This is a genomic window from Actinoplanes sp. NPDC051633 (genome assembly GCF_040681735.1).
In the GTDB taxonomy this organism is placed as follows: Bacteria; Actinomycetota; Actinomycetes; order Mycobacteriales; family Micromonosporaceae; genus Actinoplanes.
Genome location: NZ_JBFAZH010001207.1, coordinates 1 through 2,293 on the forward strand (window position 1 = coordinate 1; position 2,293 = coordinate 2,293).

The window sequence follows — 2,293 nt, forward strand, 5'->3', positions numbered from 1 at the left end:
GACGCGGGCACGGTCGGCGAGGCGGGCGCCGTCGGCGCAGCCGGTGCCGTGGGCGGCGCGGCGGGCGCGGGGACGAAAGCCGGCATCGACGCGCTCACGTGGAACCCGCCGCCCGTCGCCGGAAGCGCCGACATCTGCCCACCGAGCATCTCGACGCGCTGCCGGAGTCCGTCCAGCCCGGCGCCGCCGCCGGCCACGGCGAGTGCCGGCTCGCCCGCGTCCGCGGGCGCGGTGTTGCGCACGTCGACCGCGACCCGATGCGGCGCGTAGACCACGTCGACGGTCGCGCACGACCCCGGCGCGTGCTTGTGCACGTTGGTGAGTGACTCCTGCACGACCCGGTAGAGCGCCCGCCGCACCGTCGGCGCCGCGACGGCTGGCTCCCCGCGCTCGCTCAGCTCCACCTCGAGCCCGACCGACCGCGACTCCTCCACCAGATCCGAGATCCGCCTCACGGCGGGCGGACTCCGGCCCGGCCCGCCGGCCGGGAGAGCGGCCGGCTCACGCTCGCCGGTGCGGAGCACGCCGACCAGGTCGCGCAGCTCGGCCAGCGCCTGCACGCCCGCCTCGCGGAGGTCCTGCGATGCCGCACGCACCTCCGGCTCGTCCGAGGTCACCTCGAGGGCGCCCGCCTGCAACACCATCAGGCTGATCCGGTGCGTCACGACGTCGTGCATCTCGCCGGCCAGCCGCACGCGTTCGTCGGCCCGCGCGCGCTCGGCGAGCAGCTCACGTTCCCGTTCCTCCGCGCGCGCCCGCTCGGCGAGCAGGTCACGCTCGCGTTCAGCGCTCTCGGCCCGCTCCACCAGCTCGTCGTAGAGCCGCCGCCGGGCGCGGACATAGAGACCCAGCACCGTGGAGACGGCGATCAGCGCAAGGCCGGAGAACGGGTCGTCGATCGCCCACGCGTGGACACCGACCAGCCACGCGGCGGTGAGCCCGCCCAGCACCGCCCAGCCGAGTCGCGGCCGCTCGCCGAACCTGGTCACCGAATAGGGAATCAGGAACGCCGCCGAGCTCGGCGCGAAGACAGTGGTGACCGCGATGACGGCCGCCGCCGCATATGGCCGGTCGCGATCTTCACCTTCCTGTTCGGGGTCAGCTTCGCGATCTTCCTGCACACCGCCGAGCGCCGCACCGACCGCCCGCGGCTGGTCCTGCTACGCCGCCTGGTCGTGCTCGGCGTGCTCGGCGGCCTGCACACCTTCCTCCAGCCGGGCGAGGTGCTGAAGTTCTATGCCGGGTTCGGCCTGCTGGTGCTCCTGCCGGCGTCCTACCTGCCGCGGCGCTGGGTGCTGTGGATCGGCATCGTGCTGACCCTCGCGTCGGCGTTGACCTTCCGCGGCTTCACTCTCATCCCCGGCCTGTTCCTGCTCGGCATGGCCGCGACGGGGTTTGGCGTGATCAAGAACCTGAGCCGGCACGGGCGCGGCCTCGGCATCGCGTTCGGCGTCTGCGTCCTGCTGAGCGCGTGGCTGGGCGTCCTGCAGTGGCGCGCGGGTGTCGGCCCGACCGCACACTTCCGGTCGGTCCTGGCGGGCCTGGCCTTCGCCGGTCTGTACGCCACCGGCTTCCTGCTGCTGCTACGCACCTCGGTCCGAGGTCTGTTGGAGGCGCTCTCTTCGCGCCGATGGGCCGGATGGCGCTCACCAACTACATCCTGGCCACGGTCCTGATCTTGGCCGGCGACGCGATCTGGCACTTCGGCGACCGCACCGACTACGGCCGCGTGGTCGTGTTCGGAATCGGGGTGGCCGTGGTCCAGGCCGTCTTGAGCCCGATTTGGCTGAAGTTCTTCCAGTACGGCCCGCTGGAATGGGTCTGGCGCTGCCTGACGTGGTGGACCGTCGTCCCGGCGCGGCGATGAGCTCGCTCAAGGAATTGCGAGGTGGCCGCCGCTACGACCCGCTCACTGGAGACGCGCGCTGCTGCGTGCGGGCCTGCGTGCGGTGGGCCGCTAGGAAGAGATGGCGAGAGTGAGAGCACAAGCTGTTGTCCGCCAACAGGGAAGTGGGCAGCGGAAGTACCATCCTGGCGAAGGGCGATACAGCAGGCGCGCTGGGATGCGACGGTTTCCTAGCGGGACGCACGGCGTCGACTTGAACGAACTGCGGCGGCTACGACGCCGGATGACTACTTGACTGCCCTCACAACCTTCATCCGGATCTTCTCAGGTAACTGAACCGCAATGAAAGTGTCGAGACGTTCCGGATCGGGCGCCACGCGCTCGGCCTCGACACGCTCATCCCAAGTTTCGTAATCGGCCGGATCGGCCACCGTCACGAGGCCGATG

At 71.2% G+C, this 2,293-nt stretch carries 3 protein-coding genes; 2 read left to right on the top strand and 1 reads right to left on the bottom strand.

Annotation, left to right across the window (positions count from 1 at the left end; genetic code table 11):
* The coding region (locus tag AB0M20_RS39065; RefSeq protein ID WP_364306051.1) for a histidine kinase at window positions 1-950 on the bottom strand (950 nt) is incomplete at its 3' end.
* Here AB0M20_RS39065 and AB0M20_RS39070 point away from each other — a divergent pair.
* Complete coding sequence (locus AB0M20_RS39070; RefSeq protein ID WP_364306053.1) at window positions 909-1,676, top strand: hypothetical protein; 768 nt, start codon at window positions 909-911, stop codon at window positions 1,674-1,676. The genes AB0M20_RS39065 and AB0M20_RS39070 overlap by 42 nt on opposite strands.
* A complete protein-coding gene (locus tag AB0M20_RS39075) occupies window positions 1,640-1,867 on the top strand; it encodes a DUF418 domain-containing protein (protein WP_364306055.1) in 228 nt (75 codons plus the stop codon). Before AB0M20_RS39070 ends, AB0M20_RS39075 begins: the two co-directional genes overlap by 37 nt.
* Window positions 1,868-2,293 lie beyond the last annotated feature (426 nt).